Source organism: Limnohabitans sp. T6-20, assembly GCF_003063505.1.
In the GTDB taxonomy this organism is placed as follows: Bacteria; Pseudomonadota; Gammaproteobacteria; order Burkholderiales; family Burkholderiaceae_C; genus Limnohabitans_A.
Genome location: NZ_NERW01000002.1, coordinates 116,604 through 140,343, shown reverse-complemented (window position 1 = coordinate 140,343; position 23,740 = coordinate 116,604). Strand labels below are relative to the sequence as shown.

Below are 23,740 nucleotides of genomic sequence, written 5' to 3'. Positions count from 1 at the left end.
GGCCATGAACACCATGACACGCTCCGACCTGCCCGCCATCTCCGAGATTTGGGTCTACCTCTCAGGCAGCCCGCTGCTGGCTTTGGTGCTCACGCTCAGCGCTTACTTGATCGGCCTAACCCTATACGAGCGCAGCCAGCGCAACCCGCTGGCCAACCCGGTGTTGATCGCGGTGGTGCTGGTGTGCCTGAGCATCAGCGTGCTCGACATGCCTTATGCCCAGTACTTTGAAGGCGCGCAGTTTGTGCACTTCTTGCTGGGCACGGCCACGGTGTCGCTGGCCATTCCCATCTACAAAGGTTTTGCCTCGCTCAAGGGGCGCATGGGGGTGTTGATGCTGTCGCTGGTGGCGGGCGGCGTGACCTCGGTGCTCACGGCAGTGGGCGTGGCGCGCTGGCTGGGGGTGGACGAAGCCTTGGTGCGCGGCCTGGTGGCCAAGTCGGTCACCGCGCCGATTGCCATGGGCATCGCCGAACGCGTGCAGGCCTCGCCCACCCTGACCGCCATCTTTGCCGTGAGCACTGGCATTTTGGGGGCGGTGTTGGGCCGCTATGTGCTGGACGCCTTGCGCGTCACGGCCTGGTGGCAGCGCGGCTTTGCTTTGGGGGTGGCCGCGCACGGCATTGGCACTTCTCGCGCTTTCAGCGTCAATGCCGAGGCCGGGGCCTATGCCAGCTTGGGCATGGGGCTGCACGGCATTGCAGGGGCGGTGCTGATTCCGTACGCCGTGGGCTGGTGGTTTTAAAACCGCTCAGGCCTGAGCGGCACTGGCGCAGCGGCGGGTGTGTGAGGGGCTTTCGCCAAAATAGTTTTTGTAGAGCACCGCAAACCGCCCCAGATGCCAAAAGCCGTGGCCCATGGCGATGTCGGTCACGCTGGCATTTTGGGTCAGCAAGGCACGCCGCGCCTTGGCCAGGCGCTGCAGGGTGATCAGGCGCTGCGGGGCCATGCCATAGGTGTGCTGGAAAGCACGCTCCAACTCCCAAACGGGCACGCCCATGTCTTGGCAAAGCGCGTCAATGCGCAGCGGCGCGGCGCTGTGGTCTTCGCACCAGTTTTGCACCGACTCCACCAAGCGCTCACGCGTTTGCAACTGCGTGATACTGTGCGGCGAGGGATGGTGCCAGCGGCGGGCCAACTCGTGCCAGATGACTTGCACCAGTTGTTCGTGGGCCTGCTCCATGGCCGCGCAGCCCGGTGCTTGCAATCGATCGGGGCCCAGCACGCACGACAGCTCGGCCAGCCGGGTGGCCGACTCGGCAGACAGCTCGCCCGGCAAGTGCAAGGCGCTCAGGCCCTGCGGCATCTCGAAGCCCAGCGCCTGCAGCCGCGCCATCGGAATTTGCATGCCCATCCACTGCGCCTGCGGCGGCAAGCTGATGCACATGTCGCTGCCCGGGGCGTACACCACCAGGTCGCCATTGCGCAGCGCCTTGCCTTGCACGCGCCAGCTGTCCTGGCCTTGCAGAAAAATGCCCACCGACAACCATTGCCGCGACAGGTCGCCGCGCGCCAGCAAGGCCAGGTTGTACTGGCCCCAGTCGGTGCGGCATTGGGTGCTGATGCTGTGCACGATCTGCCCGCCAAAGCGACCGGGCTGCAGCTGCACATGCTCCAAAAAACCCTCTTGCAAAGCCAGCACCAACGCCTGCGGATCGAAGGCGTTCAGCTGGGTCACAAAGCCGGCAGAAGTAGGTGTGGGCAAAGACATGGTTTGGGCAGGCAAGCCGAAATTGGATGCTTTGGTGCAACTTCTGTCAATCCGCCGTGACCCGCATGTGGCGGCCTGCACCAACCCGCGATGCAAGGGTAAACACCCATCGCGCAGCACCCCATTTGCCGAAATCTGGATAGTCAGCCGCCTGGCCGATTTCTAGACTGCAAGGGTCTTTCATCGATAAAAACAGGAGACCCTGATGAGCACTGAATTCGATTACATCGTGGTGGGCGGCGGATCGGCCGGTTGCGTGGTGGCTTCGCGCCTGAGCGAAGACCCCAACGTGAGCGTGTGCCTGCTGGAAGTGGGCGGACCGGACAAGAGCATTTTCATCCACGCGCCTGCTGGTGTCGTGGCCATGCTGCCCATTCCGTTCAACAACTGGGCCTTCAAAACCGTGCCGCAAAAGGGCCTGAACGGTCGCCAGGGTTACCAGCCACGCGGCAAGGTGCTGGGCGGCTCCAGCTCCATCAACGCCATGCTGTACGTGCGGGGCGGCCGCCACGATTACGACCACTGGGCCGAGCTGGGCAACACCGGCTGGTCTTACCAAGATGTGCTGCCTTACTTCAAAAAAGCCGAGCACAACGAAACCCACACCGACAGCGAATACCACGGAACGGGCGGCCCGCAAAACGTGGCCGAGCTGCGCAGCCCCAGCGCGGTCAACAAAATGTTCCTCGATGCCTGCGCCCTGCACGGCATTCCGTACAACCCCGACTACAACGGGGCCGAGCAGTTTGGCTCATTCATGTACCAGGTCTTCCACAAAAACGGCGAACGCCACAGCGCGGCCAAGGCCTACATCACGCCCCATCTGTCGCGCCCCAACCTGAGCGTCAAGACAAACACCATCACCACAAAAATCTTGTTTGAAGGCACGCGCGCGGTGGGTGTGCGCATTGACCAAGGCGGCCAGGTGAGCGAACTGCGCGCACGCCGCGAGGTGATTGTGTCGGCCGGGGCTTTTGGCTCGCCGCAACTGCTCATGGCCTCGGGCGTGGGGCCAGCGGCCGAGCTGCAGCGCCATGGCATCCCGGTGGTACATGCGCTTGAAGGCGTGGGCAAAAACCTGCACGACCACATCGACCATGTGCAGACCTGGCGTGCGCCCAGCAACTCCGAGACCTTTGGCGTGTCGGCGACGGGCACCGTCAAGGTTACAAAAGCCATTGGCGAGTGGAAGAAACAACGCACCGGCCTGGTGACCAGCACCTTTGCCGAGTCGGGCGCGTTTTTACGGTCCTCACCCGAGGTGCAATCGCCCGACCTCCAGCTGGTGTTTGTGGTCGGCATCGTGGACGACCACAGCCGCAAAATGCACCTGGGCCATGGCTTTTCTTGCCACGTCGACGTGATCCGCCCGCACAGCCGAGGCACCGTGACACTGAACAGCCCGGATGTGCGCCAAGCCCCGGTCATCGACCCCAATTTTTTGGGCGACGAGCGCGACTTGGACCTGCTGGTCAAAGGCGTGCAGATGCAACAAGCCATCATCGAGTCCAAGCCCTTTGACGCCATTCGCGGCAAGATGCTTTACCCGGTGGACAAGAACGACAAGGCCGCCATCGCGGCCGACATCCGCCGCCGCGCCGACACGCAATACCACCCCGTAGGCACCTGCAAGATGGGCCCAGCCAGTGACCCACTGGCCGTGGTCGATGCCCAGCTGCGGGTGCACGGCTTGCAAGGCCTGCGCGTGGTGGACGCGTCCATCATGCCCACCGTGTCCAGCGGCAACACCAATGCGCCTACCATCATGATTGGCGAAAAAGCTGCTGACCTGATTCGCCAAGCCTGAAACCCCAAGCAAGAGCGCCCAACATGCAAAAACTACCCTCCCTGACCGAGTGCCAAGCCAGCCTGGACCGCGACCTGCAAACCCTGGCCGACCACCGCAACCGCTGGGTACAAACCTCGGTGGCCGAGCGCATCGCCATCCTGAACGAAATCAAGGACGCCCTGCTGCCCGTGGCGCAGGCTTGGGCCGAAACGGCTTCGCGCCAAAAAGGCATTCCCAAGGGCTCGCCGCTTGAAGGCGAGGAATGGCTCTCCGGGCCCTACACCGTCATGGCTTATTGCAATCAGATGATGGCCACGCTGTCCAAGGTGCAAGGCAAACACCACCTTGACGATTTGCCGGTGCGCGAGTTGCCCAATGGCCAACTGGCCGCCCGCGTGTTGCCGCATTCGCTGTGGGACCACCTGCTGCTGAGCGGCGTCAAGCTCGATGTGTGGATGCAGCCGGGCGTAACCCGCGCCCACCTGGCCGAGCACACGGCTGCCATTTACGACCCCGCCAGCCCGCAGCACAAAACCGGCAAATTGGCCCTGGTGTTGGGCGCGGGCAACATCGCAGCCATTGCGCCGCTGGACGTGTTTCACAAGCTGTTTGCAGAAAACGAAGTGGCCATTCTGAAGATGAATCCGGTCAACGATTACCTGATCGAGTTCTTGAATGCCGCACTCAAACCGCTGATCGACCGGGGTTTTGTGCGCATCGTGCGGGGCGGCACCGACGTGGGGCAATACCTGTGCAATCACCCGTTGGTAGAGACCTTGCATATCACCGGCGCGGGCGCATCGCACGACGCCATCGTGTGGGGCCCCGGCGAACAGGGCCGCGCCAACAAGGTCACCAACACGCCGATCAACACCCGGCAAATCACCTCGGAGCTGGGGGCGGTGTGCCCCACCATCGTGGTGCCAGGCCCTTGGTCGGCGGCCGACATCCGGTTTCAGGCCGAGCAAGTGGCCACGCAAAAACTGCACAACTCCGGCTTCAATTGCGTGGCATGTCAGGTTCTGGTGATGCCCAAAGACTGGGCGCAAAAAACGGCATTTATGGGCGCTCTTGAAAGTGTGGTCAGCCATGCGCCACCACGCGGTCTTTACTATCCCGGTGCCAAAGAGCGCTTGGCGGAGTTCTGCACCCACAATCCAACCTTCAAAACCATCCGCCGACCTGGCTCACAGGACATGGTGATATCCACACTGGACATCGGCAATGCCCGCGCCCGGTCCACCGAGGTGTTTGCGCCAGCACTGAATTTGCTCGAGATCAGCGGGGTCGATGCCGAGGCCTATCTGGTGCAAGCGATTGCGTTTGCCAACGAGCAGTTGTACGGCACCTTGGGTGCCAACATCGTGATCCACCCGAAAACGATCGCCCAAATCGGACGCCAACGATTCGAAGAAATCCTGGCCGATCTGCACTACGGCACCATCGCCATCAATGCCTGGACAGGCTTGGGATTTTTGTCTGCGCAGTCGCCCTGGGGTGCATTCCCGGGTCATACGCTGGCCGACGTGCAAAGCGGCATGGGCGTGGTGCACAACACCCTGCTGTTTGACAAGCCTCAGCGCGCCGTGGTCGAGGCCCCGTTTCGCCCCTTCCCGCGCAACCTGCTGAGCTTGTCGTTCACCTTGCTGCCGCGCCCACCCTGGTTCGTGACCAACCGCAAGGGGGGCATTTTGGGCAAACTTCTGGTGGCGTTTCAGCACCGCCCCAGTTTGCTGAAGATGCCGCGCATTTTCCTCAACGCGTTACTGGGCTAAATGGCCAGGCGACCTGTCAGAGGCCGCGCTGCCAGCACTCAGCCATCAATCGACCTTGCCACCTGCCTGAAACCAGCGGCCGATAAGGTCACGCTCGTCGTCGGTGATGCCGGTGGCGTTGTTCATGGGCATTTGTTTGGTCACCACCACTTGCTGGTACACGTTTTGGGCGTTTTGTTTGACCAACTCCGGGCTGTCCAGGCGCACGTTTTTCATCTGCACCTGTTCGCCATGGCACATGTAGCAACGCTGCTCCAGCACGGCTTTGACTTGCGCAAAGCTCACAGGCGCAGCGGGTACGGCGGATGCCACGGGCGCTGCAGGTCGCAGGGCAATGATCACGCCCAGAATCAGCACCACACCCACGGCGGCAAAGGGCCAGGGGTTGGCTGCGCGGCCCAGGTGGTAGCCGTGGCGCTGCACAAAAAACTGGCGAATCAAAGCCCCGGCAAACATCATCACAAACAGCAGCACCCAGCGGTGTTCGTGCGTGTACAAGAAGCTGTAGTGGTTGCTCAGCATCGCAAAGATGACGGGCAGCGTGAAGTAAGTGTTGTGCACGCTGCGCTGCTTGCCGCGCTTGCCGTGGATGGCCAGGGCGTTGGCGTCATAGGCCTCGCCGCTGGTCATGGCGGCCACGACCTTGCGCTGGCCAGGGATGATCCAGAAAAACACGTTGGCGCTCATGCTGGTGGCGATCATCGCGCCCACCAGCAAGAAAGCGGCGCGCCCTGCAAACAGCTGATTGGCCAGCCACGAAGCGAAGGCAATCACCACAATCATCAGGCCCGCCACGATCAGTTCGCCGTTTTTGCGAAAGCCAAACAGACGGCAAATGATGTCGTAAACAAACCAGAACGCCACCAAAAAACCCAATGCGGCCGAACCGGCCACCACCGGTGTCCAGTCCATCAGCGATTTGTCGATCAGGAAGGTGCCCGCGTTGTAGAGGTACAGCACAGTGAACAGCGCAAAACCGCTGAGCCATGTGGAATAACTCTCCCAATAAAACCAGTGCAGCTTGGTGTGGATGATTTTGGGGGCCACCATGTATTTCTGGGGGTTGTAAAAACCACCGCCGTGCACGGCCCACATCGCACCACCCACACCTTTTTCAAGCAGGTCGGGTGAGTTGGGTTTTTGCAGGTTGTTGTCCAGAAAGACAAAGTAAAACGAAGAACCAATCCAGGCGATGGCGGTGATGACATGCACCCAGCGCAGCAACAAATTGGCCCATTCCAGCAGATACGTTTCCATGAAGGATTCTCCAACCAGCTCACCACCGCGGGCCCTGTGAGCGGTCATTCGGTCGCGAACATGAACCCGGGGGTTCTTGCGCCGCTGCGACCAGTGCACCGAAGTGTATACAGTTTATGCATCCAAATCCAGCCCTGGAGGCCTCTGTAACATCCGTAGAAACCAGAACTTGTCTTTACAGCGTTTGCAAGAGTTGTGCCGCCACGGCCACAGCGATGACTTCGGGCTCTTTGCCCACGATGCCCGGCACGCCAATCGGGCAGGTGATGTGTGCCATCTCTTCGGCGCTGAAACCCCGGTCCTCCAGGCGATGCCGAAAGGTGGCCCATTTGGTCTTGCTGCCGATCAAGCCCACAAAAGGCAGGTCCCCTTGGTCGCGCTGACGCTTGAGGCAGGCGATCACGATGTCGAGGTCTTCGGCATGGCTGAAGCTCATGATCAACACGCGGCTGCCGGGGGCCAGATCGGCCACAGCGGCTTGCACCGGGTTGGAGTGTTCACATTCGACGACATCGGGCACATCGGACGGAAAAATCTCGTCGCGACTGTCAACCCAGCGCACAGCAAACGGCAAAGGGGCCAAGGTGTTGACCAAGGCTTTGCCGACATGGCCCCCGCCAAACAAGGCCAGCGGCGTGCGGGGTGGCATGAGCTGCTCGCGCAGGCGCGGCAGGTCGGCTGCGCTCACGGCCTCAAAAGCCAGCTCGACTGCACCACCGCAGCACTGCCCCAAACTGGGGCCCAGCACCTGGCGCAGTGTGGCTTCACGCGTCTGACCTGCCAGCCATTGGCGGGCGTGGGCAATGGCCTGAAACTCCAAATGCCCACCGCCAATGGTGCCGCACTCGCCCTGCGCAAAAACGACCATGCGGGTGCCCGGCCCCCTGGGCACCGAGCCTTGCGTCGACAACACGGTCACCATGACCGCGTTTTCTGACTTCAAGCGCTGCATTGCTTGCTCAATCCAATTCACTTTGGCTGTCCATTCAAAGGGTTTTTACCTGTCATTTGTTTGCCCACCGGACTTTGTCGGTGCCACAATCATGGCCACCGCAGAGTATGCCAAGGACAAGAGCTTGCCATGAACAAACATTTGCATCAGTTTCAGCATGCGCTCACCCACACATTGCTGTGTCTGGGGGCCATTGGTTTGGGCTTTTTGAGCGGATGCAGCACGCCACCGCCAGTCGCAAAGCCTCCTGCAGCAACGCCACCGCCGCCCGTTGCCAAAGTGCCGGAGGTCGTGAACACGCCAACAGGCCTCGCCTCACTTGCTCGCAACAGCAAAGAATACCGAAAAGATGCGGCAGGGCATTTGTACGGCATGAATGCCCAACGCATTTACAAAGGGCGCATGCCGCCGTTGCTGGAAGCCGTCGGCGTGTTGAATGTGGACATTGACCAAAAAGGTGCCGTGAAAGCCGTCAACTGGATGCGCGCCCCCAAACACGTTCCGCAGGTCATGGCCGAAATTGAGCGCATGGTCAAAGCTGCCGCCCCCTACCCTGTCCCACGGCACCTGAGCCAGGTGACCTACACCGACACTTGGCTTTGGCACAAAAGCGGCAAATTCCAGCTGGACACCTTGACCGAAGGCCAGGACTGAAGCGCTATTGATTCAGTCCCTTGAAGTTTTCAATCTTCAAGGGGTTTGTAGATCGGTGGCTTCAGCCCTGACAGGGGCCTGCGCCGAAACCAGCATCGTCGGAGCTGAAGCTACCGACCTACGGGTTGACGGTGCAAAAAACTCCAAACTTCAGCGTGCCGAATCTAAAACGGCTGGCAGCTTCATGCGGCAGACGTTTGCTCGTGCGCTGCGCCAGGCAGCAAAGTCAAAATCAAGGTCGTGGCCACCGAAAAGCCCGCCAACAGCAAAAGCGAACTGCCAAAGCCCATGGCCTTGACCACTGGCCCCAAGGCCCAGACCGACAAGGAGCTGACCGCAAACGACACACCCAGGCGCATGCCCGACACGCGCGAGCGCAGGCGGTCGTCCACATAGCGGGCGATCATGAAATCGGTGAACGGAATCGCCCCGAAGATGAACACCATCACCCCGATCAGCGCGGCAAACAGCCACCAGCCCTGCGCCTGCGAAGCCAGCACCAGCATGGGGATCTGCGCCATCACCATGAACATGAAAAAGCGCTTGAGCGGGAAGCGGTTGATCAGGTGCCCCACCACCACTTGAGCCAGAGACGCGACCGCATAGACCACGGCCAGCAACAGGCCCAAAGCGGCGGGGTCTTCCATCACCCCCTTGAAGCGCTCGGTGATTAAAGGTCCGTTGCCGTTGGTGGTGAAGTTGAACAACACGCTGCTGGTGATGGCCGCCGCTGTCATCACCACCAGAGCACGCGCCAACATGGGCGCAGGCAGGGTCACTTTGGCACCGCCTTTGCGCTTGGCGGGCGACGACAGCTCTTGCGGACAAGCGCGGGCAAACACCCAGCCGCAGACCAAGGCCAACACTCCCGGCACCACAAAGGCCGCACGCCAGCCCTGCCACTGGATCAAAAAGCCCGTGAGCAAAGCGGCCACGGCCACACCCAAATTACCCGCCAGGCCATTGAAGCCGATGGTGGCACCGGGGTTGGACGCGCGCTCAAGCAGCATGGGAATGCCCACCGGGTGGTAGATGGAGGCGAACACGCCGATCAGCGTGAGGCAAGCTGCCAGCTGCCAGGGCGTTTGCGCGAACGCCGTCAAGATGGCGGCTGCGCCAATGCCCAAAAAGAAAATCAGCATCATGCTGCGCCGGCCCCACAAATCGCCCAGCCGCCCCGCAGGTAATGAGCCCAGTCCGAACATGAAAAACGCCCCCGCACCATAGGGCATGAGGTCTTGCCATTGGGCCAGGCCCATGTCGGCCGCGATGGTGCTGACTGCCGCCGCAAAAATCAGCAAAAACAAATGGTCCAGCGCGTGCGCGATGTTGAGCAGGCCCCGCACGACGCGGGGGTGGTCGGCCTCGGAATGGGAAGCTGGGGCAGATGAAGAAGTTGAGGTCGTCATGGTCGGTTTTCGCTGGCAGGCCAGACAGTGATTCGCTGGGCCAAAGTGCCCCAATAATGTGCGCCCAAGGTCAGTTTGGCGCTGTCGCTTGCGTCACAGGGGGCCATGAGCCAAACAGCCCTGTTAAAGGGGCTCGTTAGCCGGGGCTTTGCGGTCCCAAATGTGCACTCGCCAATACACCGTCATGGCCCCGGTCAAGAGCAGTCCTAAGGCCGAATACATGCCAGCTGTGGCGGCATAGCCCCAGCGGTCAATCAGCGGGCCCGACAGCAGCAGGCCCAAAGGCAAACCCCAAATGGCCAGCATGCGCATGCCCATCACCCGGCCGCGGTAAGCAGGTTCTGTGGCGCGCAACATCACGGCAGCCAAGGGCGTCATGCTCAGGCTTTGTGCCAGGCCCGCCACCCACAGCAAGGCCATGCCCACACCCAAATGGGTACTGAAGGCCAACAGCACATCCACCGCAAACCACACCGCCCCCGCCAGCACCATGGTTTGCGCAGCGCGAAACGCAAAGCGGTGCGAACTGAGCACCACCGAACCCACCAGTCCCCCAAAGGCAAAACTCGCACCCAGCCAGCCCAGACCCGTCTGATCGGTCAGGTAAATGTTTTTGGCCACATAGGGCAGCAAGCCCAAAGAGAAGGGAAAGGCCAGCAGGTTGACCAAGAAGGCCAAGGCCATGGCCGCCATCAGCACCGGTCGCGTCCACACATAGCCAAAAGCCAGCTGCAAGTCGCGCACGGGCGACACGCGCACGGTGTCATGGGCTGGGGCGGGCACATCCGACACACCGCGAGACAGCACAAAGCTGAGCGTGTAAAGCGCGGTGATCAGCGCGTAAGCCCAGGTCATGCCGAGCCAAGCGACCACGCCTGCACCGGCCAATGCTCCCGCAATGCGGGCCGAATCCGAGGTGATGCGTGAAATGCCCAAGGTGCCCAACAAATGTCGGGGTGGCAAGGTCTGCGCAATCAAGGCGTTGCGCATCATCATGTCCGAGGGGCGCACCAAGCCCGCCAAGGCCGCCATGAACAGCACGATCATGGGCGTGAGGGCTTGTAACCAAGCCAGCAGCATGAAGCTGGTGGCCAGCGCTGCATAGAGGGCGCGCGACAAGACCAGCATGCGGCGGTACCCCAGCCGGTCACCCACCACGCCAAACATGGGCGAGACCAAAGAGCCCAAATACTGCAAGGAGCCAAACACCACCAGCATCATCACCGAGCCCGACTCGACCAGGATGAACCAGCCCAACACAATGGACTCCATCTCGAAAGCCCAGGAGGTGGCCAGGTCGGCGGGCCACTGGAAGCGAAAACTTCGCACCCGGAACGGGTCGCGCCAGTGCATGGCGGGTGGGGATGGTGCAGGGGCGATTGAAGAGGTCAACGGGGCGGCCTTGTGCCCTGCTTCAAAGGCTGCAAAACCTCAAGCGGGAATGGGCTGCGGGTCATGCTGGGGCCATGCTCAATTTTGCCCAGCCTGAGAAGGCGGATTGGAGCGCTCGGCGTTTTGAGATTGGGCTGGCGCTGGCGCAGGCTCGGACATGAAGCACATCTTCTCGCCATCCCAGCGCTGGCCGCACCAGCAAAGGCCTTCGGCGTTGATGATGCAAGTGCCAGTGCCGCAGCACCGTGGATCGTCTGACATGGGCCTGCTCCTGTGGGGTGGTCAATCAAAGTGACAGGATGCCTGAAACCGCTTCAGGCATCCCGCTCAAAGCCTCACAGCCCTGCAGTCGCCTTGGCTCTTTCGCACGCCATCAGGATGCGCTCGGGCGTGGCCGGGGCATCCATGTAGACCACGGCTTTGTGGTCGGCACTCGCTGCCACCGCATCGCGCAAAGCGAAGAAGGCCGACAGACCCAACATCAACGGTGGCTCGCCCGTGGCCTTGCTGTTGAAAGGTGTGGGCTTCAAGTTGGCGTTGTCAAACAAGGACACATTGAAGTGCTCTGGGATGTCGCCCGCCACCGGAATTTTGTAGGTGCTGGGGCCGTGCGTGAGCAGCTTGCCCTTCTTGTCCCAAATGCACTCTTCCATGGTGAGCCAGCCCATGCCTTGCACGTACGCGCCTTCAATTTGGCCTTTGTCCAATGCGGGGTTGATGCTGCGGCCCACATCGTGCACGATGTCCACGGCTTTCAGCCACCACTCGCCGGTGCGGGTGTCGATCTCTACTTCGCTCACGGCAGCGCCGTAACAGTAGTAATAGAAGGCACGGCCGTTCAGGGTAGTGAAGTCGTATTTGATTTCGGGCGTCATGTAGAAACCGGTGACCGACAAGCCCACGCGGTCGAGCCACGCTTGCTTGGTCACATCGGCCCACTTGACTGCTTTGCCACCGCCGTGGACTTCGTTGTTCGCAAAAGTCACATCGCCTTCGGCACAACCCAACATGCGGGCGGCCACAGGCTTCAAGCGCTCACGCATTTGCGCGGTGGCGTTCATGATGGCCGCGCCGTTGATGTCAGCACCGCTCGATGCCGATGTGGCCGATGCGTTGGGCACTTTTTGTGAGTCGGTGGCGGTGATGCGCACATGGTCCACGCTGATGCCCAAACCATCGGCGCAGACTTGCGCCATCTTGGTGTTGAGGCCCTGGCCCATTTCGGTGCCGCCGTGGTTGCAACTGACCGAGCCGTCCATGTAAACCACCAGCAGCGCGCCGCCCTGGTTCAGGTGCGTGGCGGTGAAGCTGATGCCGAACTTGAGGGGCACCAAGGCGATGCCGCGCTTGCGGGTTTTGCTCTTGGCGTTGAAGGCCTGCACCGCGGCGCGGCGCTCAGCGTATTTCGATTCGTGTTCGACCTGATCGATCACCTTGTCACCCACCCAGTCTTCGATGAGCTGGTTGTATTGGGTGGTCATGGTGTCGGGCGTACCGCTGATGGCGGGGTCTTTGTAGAGGTTGAGCTTGCGCACTTCCAAGGGGTCTTTGCCCAAGGTCATCGCAATTTCATCCATCACCGTCTCGATGCCGAACATGCCTTGTGGGCCGCCAAAGCCACGGAAGGCGGTGGCGCTTTGCGTGTTGGTTTTGCAGCGGTGGCTCACCAGCTTGAGCGCGGGCAAGTGGTAAGTGTTGTCGATGTGCAAGCAAGCGCGGTCGTTCACCGGGCCGGAGTAGTCGGTGCTGTAACCGCAGCGCGACATGAGCGTGATGTCTGCGCCCAGCACGCGGCCGTTGTCGTCAAAGCCCACTTCATAGTCGATGCGGAAGTCGTGACGCTTGCCGGTGATGGTCATGTCGTCATCACGGTTCACACGCAGCTTGACGGGCTTTTGCAATTTGAACGCGGCCAAGGCAGCGCTTTGGCTGAAGATGCTGGCGTTGCCTTCCTTGCCACCAAAGCCGCCACCCATGCGGCGGCAAATCACTTCGACGTCGTTGGTGTGCAGGTTCAGGGCGTGCGCGGCTTCGCGCTGGTTGCCGTCGGGGTGCTGGGTCGACACATACAGCGTCAGCTGGCCGTCTTCCTTGGGCACCGCGTAGGTGATCTGACCTTCCAGATAAAACTGCTCTTGCTGGCCGGTGCGGGTCGTGCCCTTGATTTTGTGGGGCGCATTGGCAATGGCGGCGGCCGCATCGCCACGGGTGATGCCCTTGGCCGGCATGATGAAGCTGTTGGCTTCCATCGCTTCTTCCACCGTCAAGATGGGCTTGAGTTCTTTCACCAAGACCTTGGCTTTGTGTGCGGCTTCACGGGCGTAGAGCATGTTGCGCGCCACGACCACGGCCACGGCCTGGCCCACGAACTCCACCTTGCCAGCGGCGAGGAAGGGGTCGTCATGGACGATGGGGCCGCAGTTGTTTTCACCGGGAATGTCTTTGGCGGTGTACACCGCCACCACGCCGTGCTCTTTGAGGATGGCTTCGCGGTCAATGCCGTCGCCAATCAACTCGCCATGCGCCACAGGCGACAAAATGAGTGCGGCATACAAAGTGCCCGCATGCTCGGGGATATCGTCGATGTAAGTGGCCGAGCCGGTCACGTGCAAGTGCGCGGACTCGTGAACGATGTCGGTGCCTTGCTGAACGCCCGAAACAGGCAGCAGGTTTTTGAGTGCGGTAGGAGCGTTCATTCAAGCCACCTCTTTCTGTTCTTCGATGAATTCCAGGGCCAGGTTACGGGCCACCAGTGCACGGTACGCCCATGTGGCACGCAAGCCGTCGCGGGCGGTGAAGCTGGCGGCAATGGCGGCGTCCAGATCGGCAGCTTTCACGTCAGCGGGCGATTTGCCTTCAAGCACAGCTTCGAGTTTGGGGGCGCGCGCTGGGAAGGGGCTCAGGCCGTTGTAGGCCAGCTTCACGCCAGCCAACTTGCCGCCTTGCAGCGTGTAGCTGATGGCTGCACACGTAGCAGAAATGTCTTGCTCGAAACGCTTGCTCACCTTGTGGGCGCGGAACACTTGGCCCGCCACGGGCTTGGGCAGCTCGACCGCTTCGATGAATTCACCGGCTTCGAGCACGTTTTTCTTCATGCCGGTGTAGAAGTTTTCCAGCAACACGTTGCGGGTCTTTTCGCCACGGCGCAGCACCAAGTTGGCACCCAGCGCCAGCAAACAAGGCATGGAGTCGCCGATGGGCGAACCGTTGGCAATGTTGCCCGCCAGTGTGGCGGTCGAGCGGATGGGGGGTGAGCCAAAGCGGCGCAGCACTTCGGTGAAGTCGGGGTAAGCCTTGGCGATCAGCGCCTCGACTTGAGTCAGCGACACGGCCGCGCCGATGCGCCAGACCTTGTCGGTCTCTTTGACCTGACGCAGCTCGGCCACATTGCCCAAATACATGATGTGGTCAGGGCGTGCGAACTGCTTGTTCACCTGCAAACCGATTTCGGTACTGCCCGCCAGCAGCGTGGTGGTGGGGTTCTTGAGCAGGTAGTCGGCCACTTCGGCCACCGTAGCGGGCGAGACGAACTCGTTGCCCTTTTTGGTACGCACCACGGGCTGCACGATGATGTCGCCGTCCAGGCTCAGGGTGGGCACGCTGGCGCGTTTGATTTCTTTCAGCAAAGGCACATCGGCGCTGTCGTCAATCTTGAGCGCTTCGGGCTTGGCGCAGGCCTTGGTGGCCGACTCGATGATTGGCTTGTAGCCGGTGCAACGGCACAGGTTGCCGCTGAGCGAATCGGTGATCTGCTGGCGGTTGGGCATGGGCAAGACCTGCACCAGGTTCACCAAGCTCATCACGATGCCAGGGGTGCAAAAGCCGCACTGCGAGCCATGGCACTTGACCATTTCTTCTTGCACCGGGTGCATGGTGCCATCGGCTTTTTTCAGGCTCTCGATGGTCTTGACCGATTTGCCATCCAGCGACGGCAGCAACTGAATGCAGGCGTTGGTAGCCACATAGTCCACCCCCGTGCCTGCGGCGTTGAGCTCACCCACCATCACCACACAAGCGCCGCAATCGCCTTCGGCGCAGCCCTCTTTGGAGCCGGTGCGGTGGAGTTGTTCGCGCAGGTAGTCGAGAACAGTGGTGGTGCGGCGTTCGCCCTGGGCTTCGACAATTTGGCCGTCGAGCACAAAGCGCACGGTGTTGGTGACTTGGGTCATGGTGCGGTGGGGGGATAAATAAACGGTAAGGCGCTGATTTTAAAGACCCAGGGCCTTGGCGGGCAGGCTTTTTGACGGATTAATCGGGATCTGACCCCAATTAAATTAATTGGGGTCAGATCCCGATTGTTTCAGGAACCACGGTAGGTGGAGTAGCTCCAGGGGCTGGCCAAGAGCGGCACGTGGTAGTGCTGGTCTTCGTGGGCCACGCCGAAGTCCAGACTCACTTTGTTCAAAAAGTTGGGTTCGGGCAGCTCCACGCCCTTGGCCTTGAAGTAACCCGCCACATCAAACACCAGGCGGTAGGTGCCTTTGCGCAGGCTGGCGTGGTCATAGAGCATGCCGTCGGGGTTGCGCCCATCGTGGTTGAGGGTGAAGCTTTTGACCAAGGTGGCCTGCTCGCCTTGCGTGGTGTACAGCGCAACCTGCATGCCCGCAGCGGGGCAGCCGTGCATTGTGTCCAGAACGTGTGTGCTCAATCCCATGTTTTGCTCGCTTCTTTGACTGGTTTTGGAAAGGTCATTGGGCACGGCCCAATCCGGTCGACCGGAGTGTATACAATTTTGCATTTAGTGGCTATCATTTGCGCCACAGGTACAAAAACAACTGAAAAACACCCGCAAAAGGGACCGCGAGACATGGAAACTTCCACCACGCACCACATTGTCGAATCGCTGACCCGGGCGATCGTGGAGCACCGTTTGTTGCCCGGCTCCAAACTGGCCGAGCAAAAGCTGGCCGATCACTTTGGCGTCTCGCGCACATTGGTCAGGCAGGCGCTGTTTCAGCTGTCGCAAAACCGCCTGATCCGGCTGGAGCCCGCACGTGGCGCGTTTGTAGCCGCACCTTCAGTGGAAGAAGCCCAGCAGGTGTTTGCTGTGCGCCGCATGCTGGAGGCCGAAATGACCCGCGCTTTTGTGCAGCAGGTCACGCCTGAACAAATCACTGCGCTGAAAGAGCATATCAAGCAAGAACGCGAAGCCGTGACCCAGGGCGACGTGACGGGTCGCACCGAGCTGCTGGGCGACTTTCATGTGCGCATGGCCGAGCTGATGCACAACGATGTGCTGGCCCAGGTGCTGGGTGAGCTGATCTCGCGCTGCGCCTTGATCACGCTGATGTACCAGTCGCGCAACGAGGCCGAGCATTCGACCGACGAGCATGTGGCCATCGTGGCCGCGCTTGAAGCCAAAGACTCGGACAAAGCCGTGCAGCTGATGCACGAGCACCTGCTGCACGTCGAAGCCAGCCTGACCTTCGACCGTAAAGTCCCCACCCACGACATTTCCCTGGCCCTGGCCTGAACCCCTTTCATCGACTCACATGAGCACCTACGACAGCACCCGCCCCTACCCCCGCGACCTGAAAGGCTACGGCCGCCAGGTGCCCCACGCCCAATGGCCCGGCGGCGCACGCGTGGCGGTGCAGTTTGTGCTGAACTACGAAGAAGGCGGCGAAAACTCGGTGCTGCACGGCGATGCGGGCTCTGAGCAGTTCTTGTCTGAAATGTTCAACCCCGCGTCCTTCCCCGAGCGGCACATCAGCATGGAAGGCATTTACGAATACGGCTCGCGTGCGGGGGTGTGGCGCATCCTGCGCGAGTTTGAAAAGCGCGGCCTGCCACTCACCGTGTTTGGCGTGGCCACCGCGCTGCAAAAGCACCCCGAGTTGACCGCCGCCTTCCAGGAGCTGGGTTACGACATCGCCTGCCACGGCCTGAAATGGATCCACTACCAAAACATCGACGAAGCCACCGAACGCGCCCACATGGCCGAGGCGATGGAGATCATTCAAAAGCTAACGGGCGAAAGCCCCTTGGGCTGGTACACCGGGCGCGACAGCCCCAACACACGCCGCCTGGTGGCCGACTTGGGTGGCTTTGAATACGACAGCGACTACTACGGCGACGACCTGCCGTTCTGGATGAAAGTGCGCAAAAGTGACGGCACCGATGTGCCGCAACTCATCGTGCCCTACACCCTGGACTGCAACGACATGCGCTTTGCGCTGCCGCAGGGCTATTCGCACGCCGATCCGTTCTTTCAGTACATGAAGGACACCTTTGACGCGCTGTATGCAGAGGGTGATCCGAATGGCGACAACGCCCCCAAGATGATGAGCATCGGCATGCACTGCCGCCTGCTCGGGCGCCCTGGCCGCATCACCGCGCTGCAACGCTTTCTGGACCACATCCAGTCGCACGACAAGGTGTGGGTGGCGCGGCGCATCGACATTGCACGGCACTGGAAAGCCACACACCCTTACGCCGGATGACCCGTGGGAGGTCGCCCCTGCGGCCGAATACCCACCTTGAACATTCGGCCGCGGGGGCAGCCTCCCACACAAGACACGATTTCAACCGCAGAGGACACCATGCCCTTGACACTTGAACAACTTAACAGCGCCAGCCGCGAAGACGCAGCGCAGATGCTCGACGGCCTGTACGAGCATTCGCCCTGGATCGCCGAGCAAGCGCTGAACGAACGGCCCTTCAGATCGCTGGCCCACCTCAAGCACGCCATGTGCGAGGTGCTGGCGCACGCCGGGCGCGACGCGCAGCTGGGCCTGATCCGCGCTCACCCCGAGCTGGCGGGCAAAGCCATGGTCAGCAAAACGCTGACGGCCGAATCCACCAACGAACAAACCAAGGCGGGCCTGACCGACTGCACGCCCGAAGAGTTCGCCAGGATCCAAAAGCTCAACGCCGACTACAACGCCAAGTTCGGCTGGCCCTTCATCCTGGCCGTGCGCGGGCCGCGTGGCGTGGGCCTGAACAAGCAGCAGATCATCGACGCGTTTGAGCGCCGCCTGCACGGCCACCCGGACTTTGAATTGCAAGAGTGCCTGCGCAACATCCACCGCATCGTCGAGATCCGCCTGAACGACAAGTTTGGCGTGGAGCCGACACTGGGTCACCAGGTCTGGGACTGGCAAGAAAAGCTGGCACAACACTCGGACCCCGGCTTTGCCGAACTGGACCAGCTCACCGTCACGTACCTGACCGACGCGCACCGCGCCTGCGCCCAACGCATCACGCAAAACATGCGCGACTGCGGCTTTGACGAGGTCTACACCGACGCCGTGGGCAATGTGGTGGGCCGCTACCACCCGGCCACTGCAGGTGGCAAATACCTGCTCACCGGATCGCACTACGACACCGTGCGCAACGGCGGCAAGTACGACGGCCGCCTGGGCATCTTCGTGCCCATGGCTTGCGTGAGCGAGCTGAACAAACAGAAAAAACGCCTGCCCTTCGGCATCGAGATCGTGGCCTTTGCCGAAGAAGAAGGCCAGCGCTACAAAGCCACCTTCCTCGGCTCGGGCGCGCTCATTGGCCAGTTCAACCCCGCTTGGTTGGACCAGCAAGACGCCGACGGCATCACCATGCGCGCCGCCATGCAGCACGCGGGCCTGTGCATCGACGACATCCCCAAAATCCAGCGCGACCCGGCGCAGTACCTGGGCTTTGTCGAGGTGCACATCGAGCAAGGCCCGGTGCTCAATGAAGTGAACATCCCGCTGGGCGTGGTCACCTCCATCAATGGCAGCGTGCGCTACCTGTGCGAGGTCATCGGCACCGCCAGCCACGCGGGCACCACCCCCATGGACCGCCGCCGCGACGCGGCCTGCGCCGTGGCGGAACTCGCGCTTTACATGGAGCAACGCGCCGCGAAAGACGGCGACTCGGTCGCGACGATTGGCCAGCTGCAAGTGCCCAACGGCTCCATCAATGTGGTGCCCGGCCGCTGCCTGTTCAGCCTGGACATGCGCGCCCCCACCGATGCGCAGCGCGACGCGCTGGTGGCCGATGTGATGGCGCAACTGGACCAGATTGCCGAGCGCCGTGGCGTGCGCGTCAAAGCCGAGCTGACCATGAGCGCCGCCGCCGCCCCCAGCGCCCCCGAATGGCAAGCCCGCTGGGAACGCGCCGTGAGCGCCCTGGGCGTGCCGCTGTTCAAGCTGCCCAGTGGCGCTGGCCACGACGCGATGAAGCTGCACGAAGTCATGCCGCAAGCCATGCTGTTTGTGCGCGGCGAAAACGCGGGCATTAGCCACAACCCGCTCGAATCCACCACCAGCGACGACATGCAACTGTGTGTCGACGCCTTCACCCATGTTTTGAACCAACTTGCGACGGAGACCGCATGACCGCCACCCCACAACAATACGCACAACTCGACGCCTGGATCGACGCGCACTTTGACGAGCAGGTCAAGTTCTTGCAAGCCCTAGTGCAGGTGCCCACCGACACCCCGCCCGGCAACAACGCGCCCCACGCCGAGCGCACCGCCGAGCTGCTGGCCCCCATGGGCTTTGTGGCCGAAAAGCACACCGTACCCGAGGCTGACGTGAAGGCCTATGGTCTGGAGTCCATCACCAACCTGATCGTGCGCCGCAAATATGGCGAGGGCAAAACCATTGCCCTGAACGCCCACGGCGACGTGGTGCCGCCCGGCGAAGGCTGGACCCACCCGCCCTATGGCGGCGAAATCCACAACGGCGCGATGTACGGCCGCGCCACTGCCGTGAGCAAGTGCGACTTTTCAACCTTCACCTTTGCCACCCGCGCGCTGGAATCGCTCAACGCCCCATTGAAGGGCGGCGTGGAACTGCACTTCACCTACGACGAAGAGTTTGGCGGCGAAATGGGCCCCGGCTGGCTGCTGGCCAAGGGCCTGACGAAACCTGACCTGATGATCGCTGCAGGCTTCAGCTACCAGGTCGTCACCGCGCACAACGGCTGCCTGCAAATGGAAGTCACGGTGCAAGGCGAGATGGCGCACGCAGCCATCCCGGACAGCGGCACCGACGCGCTGCAAGGCGCGGTGCACATCCTGAACGCGCTGCACGCCCTCAACACGCAATACCTGAAGGTCACGTCCAAGGTCGAAGGCATCACCCACCCTTACTTGAACGTGGGCCTGATCTCGGGCGGCACCAACACCAACGTGGTGCCCGGCAAAGTCAGCTTCAAACTCGACCGCCGCATGATCCCCGAAGAGAACCCGGCCGAAGTCGAAGCCAGCATTCGCCAGACCATTGCCGACGCGGCCGCCAGCTTCAAGCCCCCACGCGGCGGCAACGGTCTGCAAGTGGACGTTCGCCGCATGCTGCTGGCCAACGCCATGAAACCCCTGCCCGGCAACCAGCCGCTGGTCGACGCCATCCAGAAGCACGGCGGCCAGGTCTTTGGTGAGCCCATCCCCGCCCTGGGCACCCCGCTCTACACCGACGTGCGGCTGTACGTTGAGCGCGGCATCCCCGGCGTGATCTACGGCGCAGGGCCGCGCACCGTGCGCGAGTCCAACGCCAAACGCGCCGACGAGCATGTGCAACTGGAAGACCTGCGCCGGGCCACCAAGGTGGTGGCACGCACGTTGCTGGATTTGCTGGGCTGAACGGCTGATGGTCGATGCGCTGAGACCGTCTGCAACGGCGGTTCTCGGCGCTTGACCTGGGAATCCTTGTAATGCTACATTTGTAGCAATCAACTTCAAGGTGAATCTCATGAGCATGCCCGTACGCATCGACGACACGCTTTACGAACAGGCCAAAGCACACGCCAGCGCTGAACGGCGCACCATTGCCGGACAAATCGAATTCTGGGCCATGGTCGGCAAGGCTGCGCTGGACAACCCCGATTTGCCCATCGACTTTGTGCGCGAACTCATGATCGCTCGCGCAGAGGGGCCGGTTTTGGCAACGCCATTTGTGCCCCAGTCGCGCGCAGCATGAGCCAGGTGCAGGTTCTTCAAAGTGCGGCTTTTGCACGCGCCTACAAAAAACTCCATGCCCCTCAGCAAGCCGATGCAGACAGCGCAGTTGAAGCCATCGTGAACGACCCCGGCTTAGGTGAAGCCAAAAAAGGCGACTTGTCGGGTGTTTTTGTCTATAAATACCGCAGCCAGCAACAACTGATGCTGCTGGCCTATGAGTACGACCCCGGCACGCGCATGCTGCTGCTATTGGGTTCGCACGAAAATTTTTACCAAAAGCTCAAGCGCTGAACAGTTTGTCGCACAGCGCTCGACTTCTCGTTTGACGAACACCTTCAACGATATGACCGCTCCAGACCTCTCCACCCTCCGCCAGCGCGTACAAACCTGCACCACCGACCAAGACGTGGCCAATTACCAGCGCGACGGTGCTGTGTGTATCCGCAACTTGTTCACGCCGGATGAGGTGGAACTGCTCAAAAGCGGCATCGAGGCCAACCTGGCCCAGCCCAGCCCGCGTGGCATGGTGGCCAGTCGTCCGGATGATCCGGGGCGGTTTTTTGAAGACTTTTGCAACTGGCAAGACATCCCGCAGTACAAGCGCTTCATTTTTGACACGCCTCTGGCCGCACTGGCGCAGCGCCTGATGCAAAGCACCACGGTGCGTCTGTACCACGACCACCTGCTGGTCAAGGAGCCCGGCACACGCCAGCGCACGCCCTGGCACCAGGACCAGCCGTATTACAACGTCGACGGCCTGCAAAACATCAGCTTCTGGATTCCGGTGGACCCGGTAACACGCGCTTCCACGCTGGAGTTCATCGCGGGCTCACACCGCGGCCCCTGGCTCATGCCGCGCACCTTCATGACGAACCAGGCCAAGTGGTTCCCTGAAGGCTCGCTGGCCGAGTTGCCCAACATCGAAAACCACCGCGAAGACTTCCCCATCTTGGGCTGGGACTTGCAGCCGGGCGATTTGGCGTGTTTTCACATGCTCAGCCTGCACGCATCGGCCGGGGTGGACGGCACGAACCGCAGGCGCGTGTATTCGGTGCGCTTTTTGGGTGACGACATGACCCACGCGCCCCGCCCTTGGGTGACTTCGCCGCCCTTCCCCGGGCTGGACCAGGAGCTGCCCGCAGGCGCACCGATGGACCATGCGCTGTTTCCCTTGATGGCGGTTTGAGTTGACGTCAGCGCGCTGAAGGCCGCTGTCCTCCTGGGTTCAGGCGGCTTTTTCTGGCCCACTGGTCCGCCTGCGCCAAAAGCACAGGGTTTTTACGCATCCACACCGCATTTAATTTTGTATACAGTTTGGAACACAAAGAGGCACACATCTAGCCACTTTGGGTTTTCACCTTCTGTTTACTGGCAAGGAGCCCCCTCCATGAGTTCAACCGTTCACCCCGTCGACGAGAAACTGCCCAGTGGCAAGCTCGCCGCTTTGGGCCTGCAACACGTTCTGGTGATGTATGCCGGCGCGGTGGCTGTGCCCCTGATCGTGGGCCGCGCCCTGAAACTGAGCCCGCAAGATGTGGCTTATTTGATTTCGGCCGACCTGTTTTGCTGCGGTCTGGTCACCCTGATCCAGTCGCTGGGTGCCACGCAGTGGTTCGGCATCCGCCTGCCCGTCATGATGGGCGTGACCTTTGCGTCTGTGGCGCCCATGGTGGCCATGGCCAACGCCAACCCCGGCGAGATGGGGGCGCAGCTGATCTTTGGCTCCATCATCGGGGCAGGCGTGATCTCGATCATCATCGCGCCGCTGGTCAGCCGCATGCTGCGGTTCTTCCCGCCGGTGGTCACTGGCACCATCATTGCGGTGATCGGCATCAGCTTGATGCGCATCGGCATCAACTGGATTTTTGGCAACCCCTTCGGCCCAACCGCCCCCAGCGTGGTGACACCTGAGCACAAAGCCTGGCTGGACGCCGCCACCGCAGCGGCGGGCGCACCCGGCTCCACGCTGCCAGCCATCCCCAAAGATTTGGCCTTGCTGCCCAAAATGCCCAACCCCAAATACGCCGACCTGGGCGGTGTGGGTGTGGCCGCACTGGTGCTGGTGTCGATCTTGTTGATCGCCCGTTACGCCAAAGGCTTTGTGGCCAACATCTCTGTGCTGCTGGGCATCGTGATCGGTGGCGTGGTCGCCACCGCCATGGGCCTGATGACTTTCGACAAGGTCGGCAAAGCCGACTGGTTCGGCATCGTGACCCCCTTCCACTTTGGCATGCCGGTGTTTGAGCCGGTGCTGATTTTGACCATGTCCCTGGTCATGATCGTGGTGATGATCGAGTCGACCGGCATGTTCCTGGCGCTGGGCGAGATGACCGACAGCAAGGTGGACCAGGCTGCGCTCACACGCGGTCTGCGCACCGACGGTTTGGGCACGCTGATTGGCGGCATCTTCAACACCTTCCCCTACACCAGCTTCTCGCAAAACGTGGGCTTAGTCGCCGTCACGGGCGTCAAGAGCCGCTTTGTGTGCGTGGCCGGTGGTTTGATTCTGGTCGCTCTGGGTCTGTTGCCCAAGATGGCGGCCCTCGTCGAGTCGCTGCCCACCGTGGTGCTGGGCGGTGCAGGTCTGGTGATGTTCGGCATGGTGGCCGCCACCGGCATCCGCATCCTGGGCGGCGTGGACTTCAAGCACAACCGCTTCAACGCGCTCATCGTGGCGATCTCGATCGGCATCGGCATGATCCCGCTGATCGCCCCCAACTTCAAACAGTGGATGCCACACAACCTGCACCCGCTGATCGAGTCGGGCATCTTGCTGGCTTCGATCAGCGCAGTGATCCTGAACCTGTTCTTCAACGGCGCCAGCGGTGACAACCGTGACGCGATTGAAGCTGCCAAACAGGCTGAGGCGCACTGAAGCAAAGGATGCAATTTGTGGGATTGATGCCCACAAAAAG

At 61.5% G+C, this 23,740-nt stretch carries 21 protein-coding genes; 12 read left to right on the top strand and 9 right to left on the bottom strand.

All coding sequences use genetic code 11. The features are described 5' to 3' along the window. The first annotated feature begins 4 nt into the window (after positions 1 to 4). Positions 5 to 745 carry an LrgB family protein gene (locus B9Z33_RS06905; RefSeq protein WP_108286310.1) on the top strand — a complete coding sequence of 247 codons (741 nt, stop codon included), beginning with the start codon at positions 5 to 7 and terminating at the stop codon, positions 743 to 745. Positions 746 to 751: 6 nt separating this feature from the next. Here the strand turns inward: B9Z33_RS06905 and B9Z33_RS06900 are convergent, their stop codons facing one another. Further along, the gene (locus B9Z33_RS06900) at positions 752 to 1,711 is read right to left on the bottom strand and encodes a helix-turn-helix transcriptional regulator (protein ID WP_146183836.1); all 960 of its coding nucleotides are present in this window, start codon (positions 1,709 to 1,711) and stop codon (positions 752 to 754) included. Positions 1,712 to 1,916: 205 nt separating this feature from the next. On the opposite strand from B9Z33_RS06900, the gene B9Z33_RS06895 reads away from it, so the two are divergent. Then, on the top strand, positions 1,917 to 3,518 hold the full coding sequence (locus B9Z33_RS06895; protein ID WP_108286308.1) for a GMC family oxidoreductase: 1,602 nt from the start codon (positions 1,917 to 1,919) through the stop codon (positions 3,516 to 3,518). A 23-nt stretch (positions 3,519 to 3,541) separates the two neighbouring features. Further along, positions 3,542 to 5,275, top strand: coding sequence for an aldehyde dehydrogenase family protein (locus B9Z33_RS06890; protein WP_108286307.1), 1,734 nt, complete (start codon positions 3,542 to 3,544; stop codon positions 5,273 to 5,275). 45 nt (positions 5,276 to 5,320) lie between these two features. Here the strand turns inward: B9Z33_RS06890 and B9Z33_RS06885 are convergent, their stop codons facing one another. Both B9Z33_RS06885 and xdhC read right to left on the bottom strand, forming a co-directional pair. After that, complete coding sequence (locus B9Z33_RS06885; RefSeq protein WP_108287031.1) at positions 5,321 to 6,532, bottom strand: urate hydroxylase PuuD; 1,212 nt, start codon at positions 6,530 to 6,532, stop codon at positions 5,321 to 5,323. A gap of 175 nt (positions 6,533 to 6,707) precedes the next feature. Beyond that, entirely contained in the window at positions 6,708 to 7,484 is a 777-nt protein-coding gene (gene xdhC / locus B9Z33_RS06880; protein WP_199220308.1) for a xanthine dehydrogenase accessory protein XdhC, read from the bottom strand. 129 nt (positions 7,485 to 7,613) lie between these two features. On the opposite strand from xdhC, the gene B9Z33_RS06875 reads away from it, so the two are divergent. Beyond that, positions 7,614 to 8,138, top strand: coding sequence for a hypothetical protein (locus tag B9Z33_RS06875; RefSeq protein WP_108286305.1), 525 nt, complete (start codon positions 7,614 to 7,616; stop codon positions 8,136 to 8,138). A gap of 182 nt (positions 8,139 to 8,320) precedes the next feature. Here the strand turns inward: B9Z33_RS06875 and B9Z33_RS06870 are convergent, their stop codons facing one another. The 6 genes from B9Z33_RS06870 to uraH all read right to left on the bottom strand — a co-directional run bounded on the left by B9Z33_RS06870 (position 8,321) and on the right by uraH (position 15,593). Then, on the bottom strand, positions 8,321 to 9,547 hold the full coding sequence (locus tag B9Z33_RS06870) for an MFS transporter (RefSeq protein ID WP_108286304.1): 1,227 nt from the start codon (positions 9,545 to 9,547) through the stop codon (positions 8,321 to 8,323). Between the two features lie 123 nt (positions 9,548 to 9,670). Next, entirely contained in the window at positions 9,671 to 10,900 is a 1,230-nt protein-coding gene (locus B9Z33_RS06865; protein ID WP_108286303.1) for an MFS transporter, read from the bottom strand. 117 nt (positions 10,901 to 11,017) lie between these two features. Then, positions 11,018 to 11,200, bottom strand: a complete 183-nt coding sequence (locus tag B9Z33_RS06860) for a hypothetical protein (protein WP_108286302.1) — start codon at positions 11,198 to 11,200, stop codon at positions 11,018 to 11,020. Between the two features lie 74 nt (positions 11,201 to 11,274). Continuing rightward, positions 11,275 to 13,635 (bottom strand): xanthine dehydrogenase molybdopterin binding subunit, encoded by a 2,361-nt coding sequence (gene xdhB / locus B9Z33_RS06855; protein ID WP_108286301.1) that lies wholly within the window; start codon positions 13,633 to 13,635, stop codon positions 11,275 to 11,277. Further along, positions 13,636 to 15,108, bottom strand: coding sequence for a xanthine dehydrogenase small subunit (gene xdhA / locus B9Z33_RS06850; protein ID WP_108286300.1), 1,473 nt, complete (start codon positions 15,106 to 15,108; stop codon positions 13,636 to 13,638). 131 nt (positions 15,109 to 15,239) lie between these two features. After that, positions 15,240 to 15,593, bottom strand: coding sequence for a hydroxyisourate hydrolase (gene uraH / locus B9Z33_RS06845; protein WP_108287030.1), 354 nt, complete (start codon positions 15,591 to 15,593; stop codon positions 15,240 to 15,242). A gap of 153 nt (positions 15,594 to 15,746) precedes the next feature. On the opposite strand from uraH, the gene B9Z33_RS06840 reads away from it, so the two are divergent. The 8 genes from B9Z33_RS06840 to B9Z33_RS06805 all read left to right on the top strand — a co-directional run bounded on the left by B9Z33_RS06840 (position 15,747) and on the right by B9Z33_RS06805 (position 23,700). Beyond that, on the top strand, positions 15,747 to 16,412 hold the full coding sequence (locus B9Z33_RS06840) for a GntR family transcriptional regulator (RefSeq protein ID WP_108286299.1): 666 nt from the start codon (positions 15,747 to 15,749) through the stop codon (positions 16,410 to 16,412). A 19-nt stretch (positions 16,413 to 16,431) separates the two neighbouring features. Beyond that, a complete protein-coding gene (gene puuE, locus B9Z33_RS06835) occupies positions 16,432 to 17,382 on the top strand; it encodes an allantoinase PuuE (RefSeq protein ID WP_108286298.1) in 951 nt (316 codons plus the stop codon). A gap of 99 nt (positions 17,383 to 17,481) precedes the next feature. Continuing rightward, positions 17,482 to 19,257, top strand: a complete 1,776-nt coding sequence (gene uraD / locus B9Z33_RS06830) for a 2-oxo-4-hydroxy-4-carboxy-5-ureidoimidazoline decarboxylase (RefSeq protein ID WP_108286297.1) — start codon at positions 17,482 to 17,484, stop codon at positions 19,255 to 19,257. Next, on the top strand, positions 19,254 to 20,507 hold the full coding sequence (locus B9Z33_RS06825; protein WP_108286296.1) for a M20/M25/M40 family metallo-hydrolase: 1,254 nt from the start codon (positions 19,254 to 19,256) through the stop codon (positions 20,505 to 20,507). The genes uraD and B9Z33_RS06825 overlap by 4 nt, the downstream gene beginning before the upstream one ends. 109 nt (positions 20,508 to 20,616) lie before the next feature. Beyond that, positions 20,617 to 20,844 carry a ParD-like family protein gene (locus B9Z33_RS06820; RefSeq protein WP_108286295.1) on the top strand — a complete coding sequence of 76 codons (228 nt, stop codon included), beginning with the start codon at positions 20,617 to 20,619 and terminating at the stop codon, positions 20,842 to 20,844. Next, entirely contained in the window at positions 20,841 to 21,116 is a 276-nt protein-coding gene (locus B9Z33_RS06815; protein ID WP_108286294.1) for a type II toxin-antitoxin system RelE/ParE family toxin, read from the top strand. The genes B9Z33_RS06820 and B9Z33_RS06815 overlap by 4 nt, the downstream gene beginning before the upstream one ends. Positions 21,117 to 21,168: 52 nt before the next feature. Then, entirely contained in the window at positions 21,169 to 22,011 is an 843-nt protein-coding gene (locus B9Z33_RS06810; protein WP_108286293.1) for a phytanoyl-CoA dioxygenase family protein, read from the top strand. Between the two features lie 201 nt (positions 22,012 to 22,212). Next, entirely contained in the window at positions 22,213 to 23,700 is a 1,488-nt protein-coding gene (locus tag B9Z33_RS06805; RefSeq protein WP_108286292.1) for a nucleobase:cation symporter-2 family protein, read from the top strand. The last annotated feature ends 40 nt before the right edge of the window (positions 23,701 to 23,740 follow it).